The following is a 21,972-nucleotide window of genomic DNA, read 5'->3' as shown; positions in this document are numbered from 1 at the left end:
CGAGGCTGAAGGGGGCGTGATGGGACGGCTGTCTTTCTTTACCGGCATGATGTCGGGCCTGTTCGAAAGGGTGCCACGGCGCGGTGCGGCCCGCAGGGGCCGCGCCTCGGGCGACGGGCTGACCGAGCTGGCGTTGGCGCTGCTGTCGGCGCAGGGCGAGGTCTCGGGGACGCGGCTTGCGGGCGAGATCCTGGACGAATACCGCGAGATGGACCCGGCCGGCCGCGCCGCGTTCTTCGGCTGGATGGCCGGGGCGCTGGACGTGGACCCGGCCGCGATCATCGCCGCGGCGGAACGCTATCGCGACGCGCCCGACCGGCGGTCCTACATGGCGCTGGCCGAAGCGGCCGAGCCGCGCCGGCAGGAACTGCTGCGCCGGTTGAACCAGGCGCCGGGGGCGACGCTGGATCTGGTGCGGATGCGGCTGGACCTGCTGCGGCTGCTGCCCGACCACCCCGGGCTTGCGGCGCTGGACGTGGATTTCCGGCATCTGTTCCGGTCGTGGTTCAACCGCGGCTTTCTGGTGCTGCGGCCGATCGACTGGCACACGCCCGCCAACATCCTTGAAAAGATCGTGGAATACGAGGCCGTCCACGCCATCGACGACTGGTCCGACCTGCAACGGCGGGTGATGCCGCAGGACCGGCGCTGCTTTGCCTTCTTCCACCCCTCGATGCTGGAAGAGCCGCTGATCTTCGTCGAGGTGGCGCTGTGCCGGGGCATCCCGTCCTCGGTCCAGGACCTGCTGGCGGAAAACCGCGTGGCGATGGACGACGAGGACACCGACACCGCGGTGTTCTATTCGATCTCGAACTGTCAGGAGGGGCTGCGCGGCATCTCCTTTGGCAATTCGCTGATCAAGCAGGTGGTGGCCGAGCTGCATCAGGAACTGCCGCAGCTGCGGACCTTCGTGACGCTGTCGCCGATTCCGGGGTTGATGGGGCATCTGCGCGCGCAGGACGACGAATCCGCCCGCAAGCTGGTCGCCGCGGCCGAGGCCGGCGACCGCGACGCCATCGCCGCGCTGTCGGACAAGCTGCGCACCCATGCCGCAATCTGGCTGGCCGAGGAAAAACGCCCCGGCGGCGCCCCCGCCGACCCGGTGGCGCGCTTCCATCTGGGCAACGGCGCCGAGCTGCATCTGATCCATGCGCTGGCCGATGTGTCGGCGCAGGGGCTGGCGCAATCGGCCTCGGCCATGGTCAGCTATCTTTACGACCTGGACCGGGTCGAGGCGAACCACGAGGCTTTCGCCACGCAGAATACCGTGGTGATGTCCAAGGATATCCGGGCCCTGCTGTCCCGGGGCAAGCAGACAGGAAAGACCAAGGAATGACCAACCCGCTGTATGACGCGCTGATCGCGCCGCAGATCGACCGCGCCGCGCCCCTGCTGCTGACTGACGGGGCCGAGATTTCCGGCGCCGAGTTCGCCGCCATGGCGCATCGCTTCGCCCATGCGCTGGTGGTGCTGGGGCTGGAGCCGGGCGACCGCATGGCGGTGCAGATCCAGAAATCCCCCGAGGCGCTGGCGCTGTATGGGGCGGCGCTGGCGGCGGGGGTGGTGTTCCTGCCGCTGAACACCGCCTATACCCCCGACGAGGTCGCCTATTTCGTCGAGAACTCGGGGGCGGTGCTGCTGGTCTGCGACCCTTCGGCGTCAGAGGCGCTGGGGCCGGTTGCCGCCCACCACGGCGCCGCCATGCAGACGCTGGACGGCACCGGCGACGGCAGCCTGGCGCTGCTGGCGGCCGAGCAGCCGGACGGTTTCGACCCGGTGGAGCGTAGCCGCGACGATCTGGCGGCGATCCTTTACACCTCGGGGACGACGGGGCGGTCCAAGGGCGCGATGCTGACGCAGGCGAACCTGCTGGATAACGCGCAGGTGCTGGTGGACGAATGGCGCTTCACCGCCGACGACGTGCTGCTGCACATGCTGCCGATCTTTCACACCCACGGGCTGTTCGTGGCCTCGAACGTGTCGCTGCTGTCGGGGGGCAAGATGATCTTCCTGCCCGGGTTCAGCGTGGACCGGGCGCTGTGCTGGCTGCCGCGGGCGACCAGCATGATGGGGGTGCCGACCTTCTACACGCGGCTGCTGGATGATCCGCGTTTCGACCGGGCGCTGACCGGGCATATGCGGCTGTTCACCTCGGGGTCCGCGCCGCTGCTGGCCGAAACCCACCGGCAGTTTCAGGGGCGCACCGGCCACCGCATCCTTGAACGCTACGGGATGACGGAAACCAACATGTCGACCTCGAACCCCTATGACGGCGAGCGGCGCGCCGGCACCGTGGGCTTTCCGCTGCCGGGGGTCGAGTTGAAGATCACCGACCCCGAAACCGGCGAGGAACTGCCGCAGGGCAGCCCCGGCATGATCGAGGTGCGCGGCCACAACGTCTTCAAGGGCTACTGGCAGATGCCCGAAAAGACCGCCGAGGAGCTGCGCGCGGACGGATTCTTCATCACCGGCGACATCGGGGTGATCGACGCCGACGGCTATGTCTCGATCGTCGGGCGGCAGAAGGACCTGATCATCTCGGGCGGCTACAACATCTATCCCAAGGAAATCGAGCTGGTCCTGGACGAACAGCCGGGCGTGCTGGAAAGCGCGGTGATCGGGGTGCCGCATCCCGATTTCGGCGAGGCGGTGGTGGCGGTGATCGTGCCCGAGGCGGGGGCCGAGGTTACCGCGCAGGCGCTTGAGGCCGCGATTGCCCCCGGTCTTGCGCGCTTCAAGCAGCCCAAGCGCTATGCGGTGGTGGCCGAACTGCCGCGCAACACCATGGGCAAGGTGCAGAAGAACCTGCTGCGCGAACAGTTCCGGGACAGCTTTGCCGGCTGAGGCAGCGGGCGCGGCCTCTATTCGATGTCGGCAAGATCCGGCACCGCGTCCAGCAGCATCCGCGTGTAATCCGCTTGCGGGTGGTCGAAGATCGCATCGACCGGGCCGCTTTCGACCAGCACGCCCCGGTGCAGCACGCCCACGTCATTAGCCATCTGCCGGATCACCGCCAGGTTGTGGCTGATCAGCAGATAGGTCAGGCCGAACTCGCCCTGCAGCTCGCTCATCAGGTCCAGCACCTGCGCCTGAACGGAGACATCCAGCGCCGAGGTCGGCTCGTCGCAGACGATGAACTCGGGCTGGCTGGACAGCGCGCGGGCGATGGCGATGCGCTGGCGCTGGCCGCCGGAAAACTCATGCGGGAACTTGCGCATCACGATCGGGTCCAGCCGCACCTTGCGCAAGAGATCCGCGACCCGGTCCTCGATTTCCGAACCCTTGGCCAGCCCCAGCACCCGGATCGGCTCTGCGATGATGTTGCCCACCCGCCAGCGCGGGTTCAGGCTGGCATAGGGGTCCTGAAAGATCATCTGCACGGCGCGGCGCCGCGCGCGCTCAGCCGCGCTGACCTGCCAGACGTCCATGCCGTTGACCACCACCCGGCCGGCGGTGGGTTCGATCAGCCCGGCGATCATGCGGGCGCAGGTGGATTTGCCGGACCCGGATTCGCCGACCAGCCCATAGGTTTCCCCGCGAGCGATGCGGAAGGACACGTCGTTGACCGCCCGGAACGGCGGCACCGCCCGGCCCAGCACCCGCGCCAGCCAGCCGCCGCCGGCGTCGAAATCCTTGACCAGCCCCTGCACCTGAACGAAGGCCGGGGCGCTGTCCTGCGCCGGCGGGGGCGGGGGCTCGCCGGTGCGGGCGATGGTGGGGATCGAGCTGATCAGCTTGATCGTGTAATCCTCGCGCGGGTGGCGGATCACCTGCGCCACCGGGCCGGTTTCCACCACGCGGCCGGCGTTCATCACCATGATGCGGTCGGCGATCTGGGCGATCACCCCCATGTCATGGGTGATCAGCATCACCGCGGTGCCCCGGCGCTGGCACAGGTCCTTCAGCACCTTGATCACCTGCGCCTGCACCGACACGTCCAGCGCCGAGGTTGGTTCGTCCGCGATCACCAGTTCCGGGTCGGCGGCGATGGCCAGCGCGATCACCACCCGCTGCCGCATTCCGCCGGAAAACTGGTGCGGATAGGCGTGGATACGCCCGCGGGCATCGGGAATCCCGGCCTCTTCCAGCAACGAGATCGCGCGTTCCAGCGCCTGGTCCTCGGACAGGTCCATGTGCTGGCGGATGGTTTCCACCAGCTGGTCGCCGATGGTGAACAGCGGGTTCAGCGAGGTCAGCGGGTCCTGCATCACCATGCCGATGCGCTTGCCGCGCAGGGCCTGCATCTGGGCTGGGGGCAGGGTGTCGATGCGGGTGCCGGACAGATGCACCTCGCCCGCGGTGATGCGGCCCGGGGGCTCCAGCAGCCCGATCACCGCGGCCCCTGTCATCGATTTGCCGGCGCCGGATTCGCCGACCACGCCCAGAACCTCGCCCGCTGCGATGTCGAAGCTGACGCCGTCCAGCGCGCGGAAATTGCCCCGGCGCAGCGGGAAATCCACGACGAGATCGCGGACTGAAAGAACGGGCGTGTCGGTCATTTGCGCAGCCTCGGGTTCAGGGCGTCGCGCAGCCAGTCGCCCAGCAGGTTGACCGACAGCGCCAGCAGGATCAGCGTGACGGCGGGAAAGGCGAGGATCCACCACTCGCCCGAGAACAGGAACCGCTGGCCGATGCGGATCAGCGTGCCCAGGCTGGGCTGGGTGGGCGGCACGCCGACGCCCAGATAGGACAGCGTCGCCTCCTCGATGATGGCGAGCGCGAGGCTGATGGTGGCGATCACCAGCACCGGCCCCAGCACGTTGGGCAGCACGTGGCGGGTGACGATGGCCAGCGGGTTGCGCCCCAGCAGGCGGGCGGCGGAAACATAGTCCTTTTGCCGCTCGACCATGGTGGTGCCGCGCACGGTGCGGGCGAATTGCGCCCAGTTGGACAGGCCGATGGCCAGGATCAGCACCCAGACCGCGGTCTGTTCCTGCTGGCTGGCCGGGATCAGCCCTTGCGCCACCCCAAAGATCAGCAGTGCGATCAGGATCGCCGGGAAGGACAGCTGCACATCGGCGATGCGCATGATGATGGTGTCGGCAAAGCCGCCGCGATAGCCGGCGGTCAGCCCCAGCGCGATGCCCAGCGTCATCGCGAACAGCGTCGCCGCAAACCCCACGAACAGCGACACGCGCGAGCCGTACATGATCGTCGACAGCATGTCGCGGCCCTGGTCGTCGCTGCCCAGCAGATAGGTGGTGCCCGACAGCGCCTGCTGGCCGGGCGGGGTGAAGCCGTCCATTAGCTCGACCGTGGCGGGGTCGAAGGGGGTGTGCGGCGCAATCCACGGCGCCAGCACCGCCGCCAGGATCAGCGCCAGCGCCACCAGCGAAGCGACGATGGTCACCGGCGAGCGCGACCATGAAAACCAGATGTCGCTGTCGAACAGCCGCTGCCAGAAGCCGCGCGGGGCGGAAGTGGGGGAAGTGGTCGGATCGGTCATCTCAGCGCCCCTTGCCCTGCACCCGCAGCCGCGGATCGACCAGGTAATAAAGGATGTCCACCACCAGGTTGATGGTGACGAAGACCAGCCCGACCATCATCAGATAGGTCGCCATCACCGGCACATCGACCGCCTGCACCGAGTTGATGAACAGCGAGCCCACCCCCGGCCACTGGAACACGGTTTCCGTCACGATGGCGAAGGCGATCACCGAGCCAAGTTGCAGGCCGGTGATGGTGATGACCGGGACCAGCGTGTTTTTCAGCGCGTGGCGGAAGTTGATCACCCGGTCGGGCAGGCCGCGGGCGCGGGCAAAGCGGATATAGTCGCTGCGCAGCACCTCGAGCATCTCGGCCCGGACCAACCGCATGATCAGCGTCATCTGGAACAGCGACAGGGTGATCGCCGGCAGGATCAGCGAGCGCAGCCCGCTTTCGGTCAAAAACCCGGTGCGCCACCAGCCCAGCTGCACCGTGGTGCCGCGCCCGTTCGAGGGCAGCCACTGCAGTTCCACCGCAAAGATGTAGATCAGCCCGATCCCGATCAGGAAGGTCGGCAGCGACACCCCGACCAGCGACAGCGTCATGATGACGCCCGACAGGAACGACCGCGCCCGCAACGCGGTGAAGATGCCCATCAGCACCCCCAGCACCAGCGCCAGCGTGGCCGACACCACCGCCAGTTCGATAGTGGCGGGCAGCCGGTCGAGGATCAGCCGCATCGCCGGTTGTTGCAGGCGATACGAGATCCCGAAATCCCCGTGCAGCGCGTTGGTCAGGAAGTTCCAGAACTGGATATAGAACGGGTCGTTCAGCCCCAGCCGCTCTCGCATCAGCTCCTGATCCTCAAGCCGCGTGTCGACCCCGGCCATGGACACGATGGGGTCGCCGACATAGCGGAAGATCAGGAACGCGATCAGCGCCACCACCAGCATCACGATGACGGACTGGAGAAGGCGTCGCACGATGAAGATGAGCATGGGCGGGTTCCTGCAGGTCGATGCCGACAAGCGTCGGGCGGGCGATGGATCGGCGGGAAGGGATCTGGCGGGCGGATAGCGGCTGGCGGCAGGCTGGCTGAATCGGCTGGCGACGAGAGACGGGGCCATCTGGCCGATCCCGCGTCCCGGCGCAAGCGTGACGCAGGGGCGCGGGCAATGAAACGGCCCGCCCGACAGGGGGCGGGCCGGGCGGCGTCACTGGTCGAAGGTAACGGTCATCATCAGCGGCTGGTTTTCCGGGTGCACCGCGATGTTGACCCCCTTGCGCGTCGCATAGGCCAGCATCTGGTTGTGCAGCGGCAGCAGCACCCGGTCCTTCTGCACCACGTCCCAGATTTCGGCGATGGTGGCGTTGCGCTTGTCGATGTCGATCTCGGTTTCCAGCGACTCGATCTTGGGGTCCAACTCGGGGTTGGAATAGAGCCCGCCGTTATAGGCGCCGAAATTGCCCTCTTTCGTGTGGACCAGATCGTTGAAGATATAGGCGGAATCGAAGGTCGGCACCCCCCAGCCCATCAGGTAGAAATCCGTCAGGTTGTTGGTGATCTGCGGCGAGTGCTGCGCGATCGGGCGCGAGGCCAGCGTCACCTTGATCCCGATCCGCGCCAGCATCCCCACCACGGATTGCGAGATCGCCTCGTCGTTCACATAGCGGTTGTTGGGGGTGTCCAGCGTGATGGTGAAGCCGTCGGGATAGCCCGCCTCGGCCAGCAGCGCCTTGGCGCGTTCCGGGTCGGGGGCGGGATAGGCGTCCAGTTCCTCGGTCCAGCCGTTGACGAAGGGCGGCGTCGCCACCCCGGTCGGGATCGAGTTGCCGCGCATCACCACCCGCTGGATCGTGTCGCGGTCGATGGCCAGATGCATCGCCTCGCGCACCAGCGGATTGTCGATCGGGTTCGAATCGGTGACGTTCGAGGTCTTCAGCGGCTCTTCGCCGAAGCGGTAGCCCAGATAGATGATGCGGTTTTCCGGGCCCTTGGTGACGGTGATGCCTTCGCTGGATTCCAGCCGCTCGATGTCCTGCACCGGCACGTCCTGCACGAAATCGACCTCGCCCGACAGCAGCGCGGCGATGCGGGTCGCGTTTTCGGCGATGGGGACATAGACGATCTCGGTCACCTGCGGCTTGTCGGCCCAGTGGTTCTCGAACCAGGTCAGGACCGAGCGCACGTCGACCTCGCGTTCGGTCAGCGTATAGGGGCCGGTGCCGTTGGTGTTGCGCACGGCATGGTTGTCCTCGCCGGCGGCGTAGTCCTGCACCTCGACCACGTTGTTCGCCTCGGACCATTCGCGGTCCATGATGAAGGTGTTGGTCAGGTTGTCGGGATAAAGCGGGTTCGGGCCGACCATGTGGACCTCGACCGTGTGGTCGTCCACCGCGACCACGTGATCCACCCCCGCGTGCAGCTGCCGCATGTTCGAGGTTTCCGAGCGCGCCCGGTCGATGGAAAACACCACGTCGTCGGCGGTGAACGGCGCGCCGTCGTGGAAGGTCACGCCCTCGCGCAGCTTGAACACCCAGACGTTGGGCTCGCCTTCCTTGATCGCCCACTCGGTCGCCAGCCGCGGGACCAGCGTGCCGTCGACCTCGCGCTCGACCAGCGTTTCATAGATGTGGTGCAGGAAATTGTGGTTGGTTCCAAGGTTTTGCGAATGCGGGTCCAGTGTGGTCGCATCCGCCGCCTTGGCCCAGCGCAGGGTCTCGGCCGAGACCGGCCCCGCCAGGATGCTGGCCGACAGCAGCGCCGCTGTCAGAAGTTTGTGACGATATTGCATGAGCTTGCACCTCCGCTGCATTTTGTCTGCCAAGGTGACCCGAGCGGGATGGTTCTGCAACTGTCGTTTTGCATCCCCCGCCCGGGCCGCCGGAAGTGACGGGGCGTCAGCACGTGCGGGGACGGGCAGGGGCGGGCCTATTCGAACTCCATCTCGGCAAAGACCAGCCCCGCGTTCTTGGTCGCCAGCTCGTCGAAGGTGTCCAGATCCTGCCAGCGGCTCTGGTCGACGTAATAGGCGCCGGCCAGGTCGCCGCCCTCTTCGATATGGGCGCCGATCTTTTCGCGCAGGTCCAGCAGGTAGTCGCGGGTGTAAAGCTGCACGGTGGCCATGTCGGTGGGGTGGCCGTGGCCGGGGATCACCACCTCGGCGCCCAAGGGCACCAGCGCATTGTCCCAGGTCTCGATCCAGCAGCTGGTGCAGGTGTCGTTGAACAGCGGCAGCATCCGTTCGTGGAACGCGATGTCGCCGGCGATCAGGGTCCTGTCGTCGGGCAGCCAGACCTGGGTGTCGCCGGGGCTGTGGGCCGGACCCAGATACAGCACCTCGATCGTGACGCCGCCCATGCTGGCGTCGTAGCGGTCGGTGAAGGTCTCGTCCGGGGCGACGATGCTGGTGCCCTCGGCGCCTTCGCGCGCGTAACCCTTCAGCGATTCCAGCGCCTGCGGGGCGCTGTCGGCGAACTCGGCCGCCGCGTCCTCATGCGCGACGATGCGGACCCCCTGTTCGCGCCAATAGCCGTTGCCCAGCATGGAATGGCCCTGGCCGTTTTCGTTGATGACCAGCCTGACCGGCTGGTCGGTGACGGCCTTGATCTCGTCATGCAGCGCCTGCGCCAGCACGGTCGAGGCGCCGCCGTTGATCACCACCACGCCCTCGTCCGTGACGATGAAGGACAGGTTGTTGTTGTGCCCCTGGTTTTCATAGGTCGGCGGCGCGGTGGCGCCGATGGCGGACCAGACCCGGTCGGTCACCTGCACGGGTTTGTCGTAAAGCGGCGATTCGGGGTATTTGTCGGGGATGTCCTCGGATGCGGCCGCGGTCCCGGTGGCGCAGATGGCCGCAGCAGCGGCAAGCGGCGCAAGGCTGCGCCGGACGGAACTGGACATGGACGACCTCCCTTACATTCAAACATCACGATATGTGCGAGAATGGAGAGAGGTCAACGCCCCTTGTCAGGGGGCAGGGCCAGGATCTGCTGCACGATCCGCGCCGTGGGCTGGCCCGCGTCGATGCGATGCCAGCCGGTGACCTGGGCCGTGCGCTGCAACTGCGATTCCAGCACCGAAAGCGTGGCGTCCGAGGCCCCGCCCCGCCGCGCCGCCACCCGCTGGCGCAGCAGCGCCGGGTCGGCGTCCAGCCAGACCCCCAGGAACGCCGCGCCCGCCGCGCGGGCGGCCTGCTCGAACGCGGCGCGGTCGGGGTCGCGGTCGTGCACCGCATTGGCGACCACCGGCGCGCCCTGCGCCAGCATGGCGGTGCTGCGCCCGGCCATCTGCGCATAGACCTGCGCCGAAACCTCGGGCGCATAGGCGGCGGCGGGCAGCCGTGTTTCGGCGGCGACCCCGTGCATCGCCTTGCGCAGCCGGTCGCTTTCCAGCAGCCGCGCCCCGGGCGGGGGCGACAGATGCGGGGCCAGCGCCTCGGCCACCGTGGTCTTGCCCGAGCCGCTGAGCCCGCCCAGCGCCACCAGCCGCGCCGGCGAGGGTGCCAGCAGCGCCTGCGCGAGGTCGAAATACTGGCGCGCGTCGGCCGCCAGCCGGCCGCGGCCCGTGCCCGCGGTTTCGGCCTGGGTGGCGATGACATGCGCCCGCACCGCCGCCCGCACCGCCATGAAGAACGGCAGCAGCGCAAAGCCGTCCTCGTCCCCGGTCGCGTCGCACCAGCGGTTGGCGGCCAGGTTCGCCAGCCCCTCCAGCCCGCGGTGCCACAGGTCCATCAGCAGGAAGGCAAGGTCATAGGCGACGTCGATGCCGGCCAGCTGCTCGTTGAACTCGATGCAGTCGAACAGCAGCGGGCGGCCGTCGATCAGGCAGATGTTGCGCAGATGCAGGTCGCCGTGGCAGCGCCGCACCATCCCGGCATCGGCGCGCCGGTCCAGTGCGGGGGCGTGGCGGTCCAGCGCGGCGCGGAAGGCGGCGTTCAGGCGCTCCTGCTCGGCTGCGGAAAACACGCGGCTGCCGGCGAAACCGGCCTCGTTGATGCCCAGCACCCAGGCCATGTTGTCGGTGCCGCCGATGTGCAGCACCTGCGCCGCGGCGTGGAAATCGGCGATGTTGCGGGCCAGCGCCTCGATCAGCGCCCGCGTCAGCTGCCCCGCCGCCGCCATGCGGTCGAACAGGCAGTCCTGATCGAAGCGGGCCATTTCCGCCACCGCGTCGACCAGTTCGCCGGTGCCGTCAAACGCGATGCCGTCCGCATCCCGGGTCAGCCGCCGCACCCGCAGGTACAGCGCGGGGGCGGTGCGGCGGTTCAGCGTCAGCTCGGCCTCACACGCCGCCAGCCGCAGCGCGGGGGTGGAAAAATCCGCATAGGGCAGGCGCACCGCCCGCTTCATCTTCCAGGCGCGGTCGCCGGCCAGGAAGATGCGCGAGATATGGGTCTCGATCACCTCGACGGGCGCGCCGCCATGGGTGGCGGGGTCGGACAGGAATGCGATCACATCTGCCTGATCGTCCATGGGCGCCCCCTTTCGGTCTCAGCCCATCCGCTCGGACGCGTAGCTGCCGGGCGAGGCGGGGAACACCACGGTCTTGTTGCCGTTCAGGAATACCCGCCCGTTCACATGCGCATGGACCGCCCGCGCCAGCACCGCCGCTTCCACGTCGCGGCCAAGGCTGACGTAATCCTCGGGCGATTGCGCGTGGGTCACCCGCACGATGTCCTGTTCGATGATCGGGCCTTCGTCCAGATCGGCGGTGACGTAATGCGAGGTCGCGCCGATCAGCTTCACCCCGCGCTCGAATGCCTGCTTGTAGGGGTTGGCGCCCTTGAAGCTGGGCAGGAACGAGTGGTGGATGTTGATGATCCGCCCGGACATTTCCTGGCACATGCGGTCCGACAGCACCTGCATGTAGCGCGCCAGCACGATCAGCTCGGCCCCGGTTTCCTCGACGATGCGCATCTGCTGGGCCTCGGCCTCGGCCTTGGTCTCGGGGGTGACGCGGATGCAGTAATAGGGGATGTCGTGGTTCACCACCAGCTTCTGGTAGTCCATGTGGTTCGAGATCACCGCCACGATGTCGATGGGCAGCGCGCCGATGCGCCAGCGATACAGCAGGTCGTTCAGGCAATGGCCGAAGCGGCTGACCATGAGGATCACCCGGCGCTTGCGGGTCTCGTCGAAGAACTCGGTCTCCATCGCGAAAGGCGCGGCAACGGGGGCGAATCCCTGCCGCAACTCGTCCAGCGTGCGGCCCTTTTCGCTTCGGAAGCTGATGCGCATGAAGAAGCGGCCGGTGTGGGTGTCGTCGAACTGGGCGCTGTCGGTGATGTTGCAGCCCTGATCGGCCAGAAAGCCCGAGATGGCGGCGACGATGCCGCGGGTCGAGGGGCAGGAGACGCGAAGGGCAAAGCGGGACATGGAGGTTCCTGTGGCGGTTGCGGATCGGGCGGGCGCGGCCGCCGGGCGGCGGCTTCATGCCAGATCGCGGGGTGGTTGTCAGCGGTGCGCGGCGACGCAGCCAGCGCGGGGGTTAGCCCGAGGGCAGGGGCGCGGGCTCGGGCAGCGGCTCGAGCGGTTCCAGCGGCGGCAGCGGCTCCATGGTGAACAGCGGCTCGGGGGCGGGGGCGCTGGTGCGGATCACCGCGCCGGGGCCGCCCAGCGTCGCGATTTGCGCGGCCAGCTGCGCGATGGCGGCATTCTGCGCGGCGGCGATGGCGGCGGGCGGGGCCGGGGGCTTGCGCCTGCCGCTGGCGGGGGCGGCCTGCGGGATCGGCACCGCGATGGCGAAGCTGCGGGCGTGGTTGGCGCCGCCGGCGCTGTCCTGCGCGACGTAATAGCGCCCACCCAGCCGATAGATCCCGTCCATCCCGGCCAGCGCCTGTTCCACCCGCACCTCGATCCGACGCCGCGGCGGCTCGGCCAGGGGCCAGGGCTCGGCGATCACCGTCGCGCCGCTCATGTCCGAGATCGCCCGGGCCAGCGCCAGCGTAAAGCCGCGTTCCGGCTTGTCCGCCCACAGGGTTTTCGTGTTCGAGCGCACCGCCCCGTCCGCAGTCTGCCACGCCACCTCGCCCGAGGCCGCGTATTCCGGCAGCGACACGTCGCGCAGCTCGGCGGTGCCCAGGTTGTTGGCCACCCGCATCGGCGGCGTCGGCGGGTCGATCAGATAGCGGCCCGTCGCCTCGGGGTTGGAACAGCCCGCCAGAACCAGCGCCACGGCAGGGAAGAACAGGAAAGCCCGCATGGTCTAACGTCCCAGGATAAAGGCGCGGGGGTTGCGCTCGATGGTGGTGGCAAGGCTGCCGAACGCCTCGGCGGCGCGGCGCAGGCTGCGCATGGTGTTGATGGTTTCCGTGTTGAAGGCGCCACGTTCGCCGTAGCTGGCGATCACGGTTTCCCCCCGCATCGCCAGCTGCTGGAAGCGCAGCGACAGCGCCGGCAGGGTGTTGGCGGCCTGCGCCACCTGGTCGGCCGCGCGCCGCGCCGATTGCAGCGCCGCATTCAGGTTGCCGGATGCGCCGCCCTCGCGCAGATCGTTCAGCAGCGCCGAGGCCGCCTGCAGCGTGTCCGACAGGTTGCGCGGCAGCTGCTCGGCATCCTCGCTGCCCAGCATGGCGCGCAGGTCGTCCACCACCGCCTTGGCAGAGTCGCTGATGCCCGAGAAATCGAACTCCTCGACCGCGACGGCGGCGGCCTCGATCTGCTCGACCATCGAGGGCACGTCGGCGGCGGCCTCGGTCACCGCCTTGGCGGCGGCCGAGGTATCGTCGAGCGCCTGCCCGATCCGCCCCGCCAGCCCGCTGTCGCGCAGCTCGGCGGAGATCGCGCTGATGTCGGCGGCCGCGGCGCCGATCTCGTCGCTGGCCTTGCGCACCGATTCCGGGATGGCACGGGTGTCCTGCGACGAGGCGATGGCTGTCACGCTGTCCATCATCTCGGTCGCCGATTTCAGCAGCTCTTCCAGCTTGAGCTTGCCGATCCGCGTCATCAGCCCCTGCGCGGTGGTCGAGATGTCCGACAGGTCCGGCGGCGCGGTGGGAATGACGGGGAAGGGCTCGGCATCGGGCTGCATCTGCGCGGGCGGCGCCTCGGGCAGCTCGACCAGCTCGACCATCAGCGAGGTGCCCAGCAGCCCCGCCCCCGCGACCCGCGCCCGCAGCCCCTGTTCGGCGACCAGCTGGGACAGGAATTCCAGCGCCTCGGCGGGGCCGGCGTCCTGGGGCAGGCCCATGCGCTGGGGCGACACCGCCAGGGTGATGTCCTGGAACACGTCGCCGTCGTCGGGCGAGACGCGCACCGAAAGGTTGGTGATGCGACCCACGCTGAGCCCCTGGAACTGCACGTCGGCGCCGACCGGCAGGCCGCGCACCGCCTCGGGGACCAGCATGGTCAGGCGCAGCTCGTCCTCGGGCGAGGTGGCGAACAGGCTGTTCTGCGCGGTCTCGCGGTCGGGCTGCAGGTGGAAGACATGGCCCGCCGTGACCGGCCGCCCGCCCGAGGACAGGGTGGCGAACTCGGCCCCCCCTTGCAGCACCGAGGCCAGCGAGCCGACATTCAGCGCCAGCCCCTGCGTCCCCAGCGAGATGTTGAACCCCGACACGTCCCAGAACACGGTGGTGGTGGTCAGCCGGCGGTCGTGCGGGGCCTCGATGAACACATCGGCGATCACGGTCTCGTCGGCCTCGGACAGGCGCAGGTTCTGCATCCGCCCCACCGCCAGCCCGTGATAGAGGATCGGGGCGCCCTCGCTCATCCCGGTGGCGTCGGTGGCGGCCAGCCGCACCCAGGTGCCGCGTTCGTTGCTGCGCGTCAGCGGCGCGCGTTCCAGCCCGCTGTGAACCTCAAGCGCGGTGGTGCCGATCTCGCTGTCCCACCAGCCCTCGATGAAGGCGCCGGTCAGCACCGTGTCCAGCCGCGAGATCCCCTGCGTGGAAACCTGCGGGCGCACGATCCAGAACTCGGCGTCGTCGTCGATGAACTGGGCGATGTCCTTGTCGACCCGCATGTCCACGATCACCTGTTCCAGATCGTGGGTGAAGCGCACGGCCTCGACCTGGCCGACGGTGATCTCGCGGAACTTCAGCAGGGTTTCGCCGGGGGTGATGCCGGTGGCGTCCTTGAAGGCGACGGACACCAGCGTGCCGCGCCCGGCATAGGCGTTCCAGGCCAGCGCCAGCGTGACCAGCAGCGCGATGATTGGCACCGCCCAGATGACCGAGACGCTGGCCCGCGCCGCCCGCGCCGCGGTGCGCCGGACCGGATGCGCCGGGCGCAGCGGCGGCGGGCCCTTGGGTGGGGTCTGCTGCGGGGGCGTGGTCCCCGGGGGGATGTCGGTCATTCGGCGGTCCTGTCCCTGCGGGTCCGAAGCGGCAGTCCGCGCCAGATCAGCCGCGGATCGAAACTTTGTGCCGAAAGCATCGTGAAGGCAACCGACAGCGCGAAACTGGCCGCCGCCGGGCCGGGGTGGATGGTGGCGACGAAGCCCAGCTGCACCAGCGCCGACAGGATCGCCACCACGAACACGTCGATCATCGACCAGCGGCCGATGTATTCGACCGCCTCGAGCGCGCGCAGCCGCGTGTGCGCGGCCTCGACGCTGGCGGGGCGCCCGGCGACGGTGGCCAGCCAGGCGATGACCAGGAACTTGCCGATCGGCACGATGATCGAGGCGACGAAGATGATCGCCGCCACCCCATAGTTGCCGTAGTGCAACAGCTCGATCACCCCGCCGAAGATGGTGGCTTCGCTGTTGCCGGCCAGCCCGCCCAGGGTCTGCGTCTTCAGCATCGGCAGCAGGTTGGCCGGGATGTAGAAGATCAGCCCCGCCAGCCACCATGCCCAGACCGCCTGCAGGCTGTGCCGGTCGGGCTGGTAGACATGCGCCCCGCAGCGGCCGCAGAACTCGGTCCCCGCGGGCCAGACCCGCCCGCAGCCGCGGCAGCCGACCAGCCCGGCGCGGTGGGCGGTCAGGACCGGGGGCTCGTCCGGCTTGGGGGCGCTCATCCGGCGCGCCCGTCCGGGGCGGGGCGGTGGCGGGTTTGCGCGACGGCCTGCGGGTCAGCGACGACTTCGCGCCCGTCGGTGAAGGCGCCGCGGTCCTCGAGCGTGTCCCAGATCGTCGTCGAGCAGGTGAACACGTTGCTGGCGGCGCCGACCACGATCAGCCCGCAGAACGCCCAGAATGCCGGGCCAAGGCTGACGGTCGCCAGCCCCGCCACCTTGACCAGCGCGACCGAGGTGCCGATCACGAAGATCTCGGCCATCGACCACGGCCGTAGCAGTTCCGACAGGCGGAACGCCTCACCCGCGTGGCGCGCGGGCGGGCCGTCGCCGCGCATCGGCCACAGCACATAGACCAGCAGCAAGGCCCGCAGCGCCGGCAGCCCGACGATGAACCCCAGCATCGCCACCGTCAGCGGCATCAGCCAGCCATGGGAAAACGCCAGCGCCACCCCGAACAGCGAGGTGGCGTTGCCGAACCCCATGCGCGAGATTTCCAGGAACGGGAAAAAGATCGCCGCCACCATCAGCACCAGCGAGGTGACCGACAGCGCCACGATCTGGGTGAAGGCGCCCGCCCGCGGCCGCCCCAGCACCTTGCCGCAGCGGATGCAGCGCGCGGTCTCGCCCTCGGCCAGCTCGTCCTCGACATGCAGCGCGTCGCAGCGCGGACAGGCCATCAGCCCCGCGCCGGTTTCCAGGTCGAACTGTCCCGCCTCGATCATGGGAAACACTCTAGCCCGATCCGGGCACCGCGCAAGCAAGCGCTCCGGGCCGGCTGCGGCGATCCTGCCGTTGCGTCCGGCGCGGCCTTTGCTAGCGTTGCGGCGATGGGACGAGGCAAGGGGAACAGGCCGAATGCACGATGTGGTCATTGCGGGGGCGGGCAGCGCCGGTTGCGTCCTGGCCGCGCGGCTGTCCGAGGATCCGCGCCTGCGCGTCCTGCTGATCGAGGCCGGGGAAAGCGACCGCTATCCGTGGATTCACGTGCCGATCGGCTATCTTTATTGCATCGGCAACCCGCGCACCGACTGGATGTACAAGACCGCGCCCGACCCCGGGCTGCACGGCCGGCAGCTGCTGTATCCGCGCGGCAAGGTGCTGGGCGGGTGCAGCTCCATTAACGGGATGCTGTATCTGCGCGGGCAGGCCGCCGATTACGACCACTGGCGGCAGCTGGGCTGCACCGGCTGGGGCTGGGACGACGTGCAGCCGCTGTTCCTGAAGTCCGAGGATTATTTCGCAGGTCCCTCGGAACATCACGGCGCCGGCGGCCCCTGGCGGATCGAGCGGCAGCGGCTGCGCTGGGACATCCTCGACGACTGGGCGCGGGCGGCGCAGGCGGTGGGCATCCCCGCCAGCGACGATTTCAACACCGGCGACAACGAGGGCGTGGGCTATTTCAAGGTCAGCCAGCGGAGCGGCTGGCGGGTCTCGGCCGCCCGCGCCTTTCTGCGCCCGGCGATGAAGCGGCCGAACCTGACCGTGCTGACCGGCCGCCACGTCCGCCGCGTCCTGTTCGAGGGCGACCGCGCGGTCGGGCTCGAGCTGTTCGCCGACGGCGCGGTCGAGGTGGTGCACGCGGGCCAGGTGGTGCTGTCGGCCGGCGCCATCAACACCCCGCAGATCCTGCAGCTCTCGGGCATCGGCCCGGGGGCGTTGTTGCAGGACATGGGCATCGCGGTGCGCCGCGACGCCCCGGTGGGCGAGAACCTGCAGGACCACCTGCAACTGCGCTGCGCCTGGAAGGTCTCGGGCGCGCGGACGCTCAACCAGATGGCCCGGCGCTGGTGGGGGCGGGGGATGATCGGCGCCGAATATCTGCTGCGCCGCACCGGCCCGATGAGCATGGCGCCCAGCCAGCTGGGGGCGTTCGCGCGGTCAAGCCCCGATGTCGCGACGCCGGACCTGGAATGGCACGTGCAGCCGCTGAGCCTCGAGGCGTTCGGCCAGCCGCTGCATGATTTCCCCGCGATTACCGCCAGCGTCTGCCACCTGCGCCCGGAAAGCCGCGGCCATGTGCGCATCACCTCGGCCGACCCGATGCGCGCGCCCGAGATCGCGCCGAACTACCTCTCCACCCCCGGCGACCGCCTGGCCGCGGCGCGCGCGATCCGCCTGACCCGCCGGATCATGGCGGCCGAGCCGATGTCCCGCTATCGCCCCGAGGAAATGAAGCCCGGCCCCTCGTTCCAGAGCGACGAGGAACTGGCCGACGCCGCCGGGCTGGTGGGCTCGACCATCTTCCACCCGGTGGGCACGGCGCGGATGGGGGCCGACGACGGCGCCGTCGTGGACCCGCGGCTGCGGGTGCGCGGGGTGCAGGGGCTGCGCGTGGTCGATGCCTCGGTCATGCCTGTGATCACATCCGGCAACACCAACGCCCCCACCATCATGATCGCGGAAAAGGCCGCGGTGATGATGCGCGAGGAAATGCGCGGCATTTGAACGGTTAACCTGCCGGCAACACCGCGTCTGCTATGGCTGGCCCTTGGGTAATCCGGGGGTGCGCAGATGGCGTCGAAACGAAATGCTCTGCCGATCATCATCCGGCGCTGCGCTGCGGTGGCCGAGGAATCGCACCACGGCGGCGCGTGGAAGGTCGCCTACGCGGATTTCGTGACCGCGATGATGGCGTTTTTCCTGCTGATGTGGCTGCTGAACGCGACCACGGAAAAGCAGCGCCAGGGGTTGGCGGAGTATTTCGACCCGACCATCGTCCATGCGCCCGCCTCGGCCGCGATGGGCATGGACGGCGGCGAATCGGACGATCCCCCCGCGGATCAGGCCGCGGTCTACACCCCCTCGGCCGACCGGCAGATGCGCGAGATCGAGCAGGCGATCCAGAACGCCCTGACCGGCACCGGCGCCGAATCGATGCAGCGGGTGAACCTGCTGCGCCACGTCGTCACCCGCATTACCGACGAGGGTCTGGTGATCGAGTTGGGCGACATCGTGGACGAGGCGCTGTTTCATGGCGAATCGGCCGAGCCCACGCCAGCGCTACGCGAATTGACCGCGATTCTCGCCACCGTGCTGGGGCGCACGAAAAACCAGCTGGCGATTGCCGGGCATGTCCGGGGTTTCCCGGAAATGCTGGTGGAAAATCCGACCTGGCCGCTGTCGGACCAGCGCGCCCACGCCGTCCGCCGCCTGCTGGTCGATGGGCGGCTGGACGACCGCCGCATCCAGCGCGTGACCGCCTTCGGCGACAAGAAGCCGCGCAATTCCAATGCGATGGACCCGGGGAATAACCGGATCGAGGTGATTTTACTTAGATAATGCAGGACAGGGCAGCGCCGTTAGCGGGAAATTAAGCTCTGTCGCGCATCTTGCAGTCAATGTGATTCAACCAGGGTGACCCGAATGACGATTTCCTCGTCCCTTCATGCCGGCGTGTCCGGCCTTGCCGCCAACGCTGCGCGGCTGGCCAGCATTTCGGACAATATCGCGAACTCGGGGACCCATGGCTACAAGCGGCTGAACACCGATTTCGAAAGCATGGTGATCAACCAGGCGCGGGGAACCGGGGTTTATGCCTCGGGCGGGGTCAGGACCGTGACCACAAGGCTGGTGGACCAAAAGGGCGGGCTGGTGCCCTCGTCCCATTCGCTGGACATCGCGGTCTCGGGGCGGGGGATGCTGCCGATGATCCCTTCGGTCTATCTGGACGGCGGGCTGGGCGGGGGGCTGGGCAGCCAGCCGATGATGATGACCCCGACCGGGTCCTTCCGCCCGGACGACAACGGGGTGCTCAAGACCGAATCGGGCTTGGTGCTGCTGGGCTGGCCGGCGTTGGCGGACGGGACCATCCCGCTGAACGCCCGCGATAGCGTGGCCGGGCTGCAGCCGGTGGTGCTCAGCCATCACCAGACCTCGGGCGACCCGACGACGCGGATCCAGCTGGGCATCAACCTGCCCGCCGGCGCCACGCGGCCCGGCGCGGCCGGCCTGCCCGAGGTGACGGCGGTCGAGTATTTCGGCAATCTCGGGGCGCCGGAAAGCCTGCAGGTCACCTTCACGCCCGTGGCTTCGACCGGGGCGCTGCCCAGCAACAGCTGGCGGATGGAGATCCGCGATTCCGCCATGGACCCGGCCTCGAACCTGGTCGGCAGCTACGAGCTGGTGTTCGACGACGGCCAGGCCTTCGGCGGCACGCTGCGATCGGTGACGGTGCTGTCGGGCGGTGCCTACGACGCCGCCACCGGGGAACTGGCGCTGGCCGTGCAGGGCGGCCCCATCGCCGTCACCATCGGCCGGCTGGGCGACCCCAACGGGCTGACCCAGCTCGAGTCCGGCTTCGCCCCGACCAACATCGCCCGGAACGGCTCGCCCGTCGGCAATTTCTCGACGGTCGAGATCGACGAACACGGGATGCTGCGGGTGACCTATGATACCGGCTTCACCCGCACCATCGCCCAGATCCCGCTGGTGGACGTGCCCAATCTGAACGGGCTGATCGCCCGGGACAGCCAGACCTATCAGGTCTCGGCGGAATCGGGGTCGTTCTACCTGTGGGACGCGGGCGACGGGCCGACGGGCGCCGTGGTCGGCTATGCCCGCGAGAACTCGACCACCGATGTCGCGCATGAGCTGACGGACCTGATCCAGACCCAGCGCGCTTATTCGTCGAACGCCAAGGTCATCCAGACCGTGGACGAGATGCTTCAGGAAACCACCAACATCAAGCGCTGAGGAGGGCCGCGGCGCGGCCGCGGACACGCCGGACATGAGCCTTTCCAATGCCATCTCGAACGCGGTCTCGGGGATCGTCGCCGCCTCGCGCGGGACCGAGGTCGTCGCCTCGAACCTCGCCAACGCCCTGACCCCCGGCTATGTGCGGCGCGAGCTGCAGCAGTCGGCGCGCTCCTATCTCGCCGGCGGCGGCGGGGTGCAGGTCGACGGCGTGGCAAGGGTGGTGCGCAACTCGGTGCTGGCGCAGGGGCGGCTGGCCTCGGCCGACGCGGCCCGCGCTGGCACCCTGGCCGATTTTCACAAATCCATGGCCGATGCGCTGGGCGTGCCCGGCCAGCCCGGCGCCCTGACCACGCTGCTTGCCGACTTCGAGGCGGCGCTGGTTTCGGCCTCGGCGCGCCCCGAGAATGAATCCGGGCTGGCGCGCGCCCTGTCCGCCGCCAGCGCACTGGCCGGCGCCTATCAGTCGATCGGCAACAGTATCCAGCAGGCCCGCACCACCGCCGACCAGGCCATCGCGCAGGATGTGGCGACGCTCAATTCAGGGCTCGAGCAGGTGGCCGAACTGAACCGGCAGATCGCCATGCAGATGACTGCCGGCGGCGACGCGAATGCCCTGCAGGACGAACGCCAGCGGCTGATCGACCAACTGGCCGAAATCGTGCCGTTGAAGGAACTGCCCCGCGAAAACGGGAGCGTGGCGCTGTTCACCGCGAACGGCGGCGTGCTGCTGGATGGCACCGAGCCCGCCCGCTTCGGCTTCACCGCCGCCGGGCCGGTCACGGCAGGGATGGCGGTCGGCGCCTCGGCACTGGGGCTGCTGTCCCTTAATGGCGAGGAAATCCCAGCCGCACAGATGGGCCGCTACGCTGGCGGCCGGCTGGCCGCCAATTTCCAGATCCGCGATGTGGACGCGCCGCGCAGCGATGTCGAGATCACGCAGGAACCCGGAATCGGCTTTGCCGAGGTCAGCGGAGAATCGTCCCTGTCCGACGTGGTCGAAGGCCTGAACGCCTTGGGCGTGCGCCCGCGCGAACTGATCGACATCCTCAAGGCCGTCCATGCGGCTGGGGCTCTGCATGCGGAGTTCATCGTGAACTGATTGCTGGGGTGGAATTACTGAGGTGGCGCAGGAGGTTGCTGGAGAGGAACATACAACGGGTCGCGCAGAAAAAAAAGGGTGGGGTGGCCCTGACCGTGCTCGAGTGGCCAAGCGAATACGATCATTTTTACCTGCACTATGCTCCGAAAGGTCGGTCCCCTTGCGCGGCTTGCGAGGAAAAGCGAGTGGTTTCGGCATAGCCAAGGAGCCCTGATTGCGAACCAGAGAAGAATTGATGCCCACATCCGGTTCCCGCTTCGGCGTGCTGGGGGCTTCTACCGGTGGAGATCGTCGCGGAGGCGAAGGCGCCAGCGAGGACGCCTGTCGCCGACAACTGCATTGAGATCGAATTGGCGGGTGGGCACCGGATGCGCATCAGCGGCAGCTATGATCCTAAGTATTGGCACGGCTGATCCGGGGTCTGATGTCGTGATCCCTGTTCCGGCCAACATGCGGGTTGCCGCCTGACCGTCGCGCGGAACTGCGACGCGCCCATGCCGCTCCGCTCTTCGACGATCCGGAGGTCTGGCTGGCATGCAACTCACCACGATCTCGGGCAAATCCCCACTCGCGGCGGCCATCCGTTACGCGCTGACCCGCATGGCGCGCCTGCGCCCTTATCTCGACCACGGCATCCTTGAGTTGGATAACAACGCGGCCGAACGCGGCATGCGTACCGTTGCCTTGGGGCGGAATTATGCACACCGCGTGATTATGCGCAGTTCGCTGAGGGAAGCGCCCGCAAGTGCCGCCGCGCTGGCGATTTTCAGCGCAACGAACTGCGCATA

General features: G+C 68.5%; 18 protein-coding genes. 7 read left to right on the top strand and 11 right to left on the bottom strand.

Features of this window, described 5'->3' with window-relative positions:
• Nucleotides 1-19: 19 nt before the first annotated feature.
• Together BUB57_RS14530 and BUB57_RS14525 are read left to right on the top strand one after the other, a co-directional pair.
• Nucleotides 20-1,336: a malonyl-CoA decarboxylase domain-containing protein gene (locus BUB57_RS14530; RefSeq protein ID WP_073068414.1), complete on the top strand. Its 1,317-nt coding sequence runs from the start codon at nucleotides 20-22 to the stop codon at nucleotides 1,334-1,336.
• Nucleotides 1,333-2,844 (top strand): malonate--CoA ligase, encoded by a 1,512-nt coding sequence (locus BUB57_RS14525; protein ID WP_073068311.1) that lies wholly within the window; start codon nucleotides 1,333-1,335, stop codon nucleotides 2,842-2,844. The genes BUB57_RS14530 and BUB57_RS14525 overlap by 4 nt, the downstream gene beginning before the upstream one ends.
• Before the next feature lie 17 nt (nucleotides 2,845-2,861).
• Here the strand turns inward: BUB57_RS14525 and BUB57_RS14520 are convergent, their stop codons facing one another.
• The 11 genes from BUB57_RS14520 to BUB57_RS14470 form a co-directional block, all read right to left on the bottom strand.
• A complete protein-coding gene (locus BUB57_RS14520; protein ID WP_073068309.1) occupies nucleotides 2,862-4,499 on the bottom strand; it encodes an ABC transporter ATP-binding protein in 1,638 nt (545 codons plus the stop codon).
• Nucleotides 4,496-5,446, bottom strand: coding sequence for an ABC transporter permease (locus BUB57_RS14515; RefSeq protein WP_073068307.1), 951 nt, complete (start codon nucleotides 5,444-5,446; stop codon nucleotides 4,496-4,498). Before BUB57_RS14515 ends, BUB57_RS14520 begins: the two co-directional genes overlap by 4 nt.
• 1 nt (nucleotide 5,447) lies before the next feature.
• Nucleotides 5,448-6,425 (bottom strand): ABC transporter permease, encoded by a 978-nt coding sequence (locus BUB57_RS14510; RefSeq protein WP_073068305.1) that lies wholly within the window; start codon nucleotides 6,423-6,425, stop codon nucleotides 5,448-5,450.
• A gap of 216 nt (nucleotides 6,426-6,641) precedes the next feature.
• Complete coding sequence (locus BUB57_RS14505) at nucleotides 6,642-8,222, bottom strand: ABC transporter substrate-binding protein (protein ID WP_073068304.1); 1,581 nt, start codon at nucleotides 8,220-8,222, stop codon at nucleotides 6,642-6,644.
• 137 nt (nucleotides 8,223-8,359) lie between these two features.
• Complete coding sequence (locus BUB57_RS14500; protein ID WP_073068302.1) at nucleotides 8,360-9,331, bottom strand: MBL fold metallo-hydrolase; 972 nt, start codon at nucleotides 9,329-9,331, stop codon at nucleotides 8,360-8,362.
• Nucleotides 9,332-9,384: 53 nt separating this feature from the next.
• Entirely contained in the window at nucleotides 9,385-10,902 is a 1,518-nt protein-coding gene (locus tag BUB57_RS17275; RefSeq protein WP_073068300.1) for a bifunctional aminoglycoside phosphotransferase/ATP-binding protein, read from the bottom strand.
• Nucleotides 10,903-10,920: 18 nt separating this feature from the next.
• Entirely contained in the window at nucleotides 10,921-11,805 is an 885-nt protein-coding gene (gene purU, locus BUB57_RS14490) for a formyltetrahydrofolate deformylase (RefSeq protein WP_073068298.1), read from the bottom strand.
• Nucleotides 11,806-11,917: 112 nt separating this feature from the next.
• Nucleotides 11,918-12,631, bottom strand: coding sequence for a PqiC family protein (locus tag BUB57_RS14485; RefSeq protein ID WP_073068296.1), 714 nt, complete (start codon nucleotides 12,629-12,631; stop codon nucleotides 11,918-11,920).
• Between the two features lie 3 nt (nucleotides 12,632-12,634).
• Entirely contained in the window at nucleotides 12,635-14,725 is a 2,091-nt protein-coding gene (locus tag BUB57_RS14480; protein ID WP_084732182.1) for a PqiB family protein, read from the bottom strand.
• On the bottom strand, nucleotides 14,722-15,390 hold the full coding sequence (locus BUB57_RS14475) for a paraquat-inducible protein A (protein WP_073068295.1): 669 nt from the start codon (nucleotides 15,388-15,390) through the stop codon (nucleotides 14,722-14,724). Before BUB57_RS14475 ends, BUB57_RS14480 begins: the two co-directional genes overlap by 4 nt.
• Nucleotides 15,387-16,112 carry a paraquat-inducible protein A gene (locus BUB57_RS14470; protein WP_073068293.1) on the bottom strand — a complete coding sequence of 242 codons (726 nt, stop codon included), beginning with the start codon at nucleotides 16,110-16,112 and terminating at the stop codon, nucleotides 15,387-15,389. Before BUB57_RS14470 ends, BUB57_RS14475 begins: the two co-directional genes overlap by 4 nt.
• A 133-nt stretch (nucleotides 16,113-16,245) precedes the next feature.
• Between BUB57_RS14470 and BUB57_RS14465 the strand changes: the two genes are divergently transcribed.
• The 5 genes from BUB57_RS14465 to BUB57_RS17330 form a co-directional block, all read left to right on the top strand.
• Nucleotides 16,246-17,835 carry a GMC family oxidoreductase gene (locus BUB57_RS14465; protein ID WP_073068291.1) on the top strand — a complete coding sequence of 530 codons (1,590 nt, stop codon included), beginning with the start codon at nucleotides 16,246-16,248 and terminating at the stop codon, nucleotides 17,833-17,835.
• Nucleotides 17,836-17,901: 66 nt separating this feature from the next.
• Nucleotides 17,902-18,669 carry a flagellar motor protein MotB gene (locus BUB57_RS14460; protein WP_073068289.1) on the top strand — a complete coding sequence of 256 codons (768 nt, stop codon included), beginning with the start codon at nucleotides 17,902-17,904 and terminating at the stop codon, nucleotides 18,667-18,669.
• A gap of 84 nt (nucleotides 18,670-18,753) precedes the next feature.
• A complete protein-coding gene (locus BUB57_RS14455) occupies nucleotides 18,754-20,082 on the top strand; it encodes a flagellar hook protein FlgE (protein ID WP_073068287.1) in 1,329 nt (442 codons plus the stop codon).
• A gap of 34 nt (nucleotides 20,083-20,116) precedes the next feature.
• Complete coding sequence (locus tag BUB57_RS14450) at nucleotides 20,117-21,184, top strand: FlgK family flagellar hook-associated protein (RefSeq protein ID WP_073068285.1); 1,068 nt, start codon at nucleotides 20,117-20,119, stop codon at nucleotides 21,182-21,184.
• Nucleotides 21,185-21,718: 534 nt separating this feature from the next.
• Nucleotides 21,719-21,972, top strand: a 254-nt coding sequence (locus BUB57_RS17330) for an IS66 family transposase (RefSeq protein ID WP_143159745.1), incomplete at its 3' end; no start/stop codon positions are given.

The sequence above is a fragment of the Paracoccus solventivorans genome (genome assembly GCF_900142875.1).
Classification (GTDB): Bacteria; Pseudomonadota; Alphaproteobacteria; order Rhodobacterales; family Rhodobacteraceae; genus Paracoccus; species Paracoccus solventivorans.
This window is presented reverse-complemented; position numbering and strand designations above follow the sequence as displayed.

What these genes read in the sequence shown, in the direction of transcription:
- BUB57_RS14530 (WP_073068414.1), top strand. Translation starts at nt 20, where the DNA reads ATGGGACGGCTGTCTTTCTTTACCGGCATGATGTCGGGCCTGTTCGAA.
- BUB57_RS14525 (WP_073068311.1), top strand. Translation starts at nt 1,333, where the DNA reads ATGACCAACCCGCTGTATGACGCGCTGATCGCGCCGCAGATCGACCGC.
- BUB57_RS14520 (WP_073068309.1), bottom strand. Translation starts at nt 4,499, where the DNA reads ATGACCGACACGCCCGTTCTTTCAGTCCGCGATCTCGTCGTGGATTTC.
- BUB57_RS14515 (WP_073068307.1), bottom strand. Translation starts at nt 5,446, where the DNA reads ATGACCGATCCGACCACTTCCCCCACTTCCGCCCCGCGCGGCTTCTGG.
- BUB57_RS14510 (WP_073068305.1), bottom strand. Translation starts at nt 6,425, where the DNA reads ATGCTCATCTTCATCGTGCGACGCCTTCTCCAGTCCGTCATCGTGATG.
- BUB57_RS14505 (WP_073068304.1), bottom strand. Translation starts at nt 8,222, where the DNA reads ATGCAATATCGTCACAAACTTCTGACAGCGGCGCTGCTGTCGGCCAGC.
- BUB57_RS14500 (WP_073068302.1), bottom strand. Translation starts at nt 9,331, where the DNA reads ATGTCCAGTTCCGTCCGGCGCAGCCTTGCGCCGCTTGCCGCTGCTGCG.
- BUB57_RS17275 (WP_073068300.1), bottom strand. Translation starts at nt 10,902, where the DNA reads ATGGACGATCAGGCAGATGTGATCGCATTCCTGTCCGACCCCGCCACC.
- purU (WP_073068298.1), bottom strand. Translation starts at nt 11,805, where the DNA reads ATGTCCCGCTTTGCCCTTCGCGTCTCCTGCCCCTCGACCCGCGGCATC.
- BUB57_RS14485 (WP_073068296.1), bottom strand. Translation starts at nt 12,631, where the DNA reads ATGCGGGCTTTCCTGTTCTTCCCTGCCGTGGCGCTGGTTCTGGCGGGC.
- BUB57_RS14480 (WP_084732182.1), bottom strand. Translation starts at nt 14,725, where the DNA reads ATGACCGACATCCCCCCGGGGACCACGCCCCCGCAGCAGACCCCACCC.
- BUB57_RS14475 (WP_073068295.1), bottom strand. Translation starts at nt 15,390, where the DNA reads ATGAGCGCCCCCAAGCCGGACGAGCCCCCGGTCCTGACCGCCCACCGC.
- BUB57_RS14470 (WP_073068293.1), bottom strand. Translation starts at nt 16,112, where the DNA reads ATGATCGAGGCGGGACAGTTCGACCTGGAAACCGGCGCGGGGCTGATG.
- BUB57_RS14465 (WP_073068291.1), top strand. Translation starts at nt 16,246, where the DNA reads ATGCACGATGTGGTCATTGCGGGGGCGGGCAGCGCCGGTTGCGTCCTG.
- BUB57_RS14460 (WP_073068289.1), top strand. Translation starts at nt 17,902, where the DNA reads ATGGCGTCGAAACGAAATGCTCTGCCGATCATCATCCGGCGCTGCGCT.
- BUB57_RS14455 (WP_073068287.1), top strand. Translation starts at nt 18,754, where the DNA reads ATGACGATTTCCTCGTCCCTTCATGCCGGCGTGTCCGGCCTTGCCGCC.
- BUB57_RS14450 (WP_073068285.1), top strand. Translation starts at nt 20,117, where the DNA reads ATGAGCCTTTCCAATGCCATCTCGAACGCGGTCTCGGGGATCGTCGCC.